1 protein-coding gene is annotated in these 227 nt (G+C 52.0%); it reads left to right on the forward strand.

Features of this window, described 5'->3' with window-relative positions:
- On the forward strand, positions 1–227 hold a 227-nt coding region (locus tag HJV72_RS18995), incomplete at both ends, for a precorrin-8X methylmutase (protein WP_208073430.1).

Consider the following 227-nt stretch of genomic DNA (forward strand, 5'->3'; position numbering starts at 1 on the left):
TTGTGACGGATACCAATATGACAAAGGCTGGGATTCACCGGACGTCCCTGGAAAAACTGGGAGTGGAAGTACACTGCTACATGGCAGATCCAGACGTGGCGAAAACGGCAAAGGAACAAGGGCTTACAAGGGCATATGCAAGTATGGAAAAGGCGGCTCGTATGGCAAAGGAGACTGGAAAACAAGTGATCTTTTCCGTGGGGAACGCACCGACGGCGCTGATAGCC

Source organism: Extibacter sp. GGCC_0201, from assembly GCF_017566055.1.
Taxonomy (GTDB): domain Bacteria; phylum Bacillota; class Clostridia; order Lachnospirales; family Lachnospiraceae; genus Extibacter.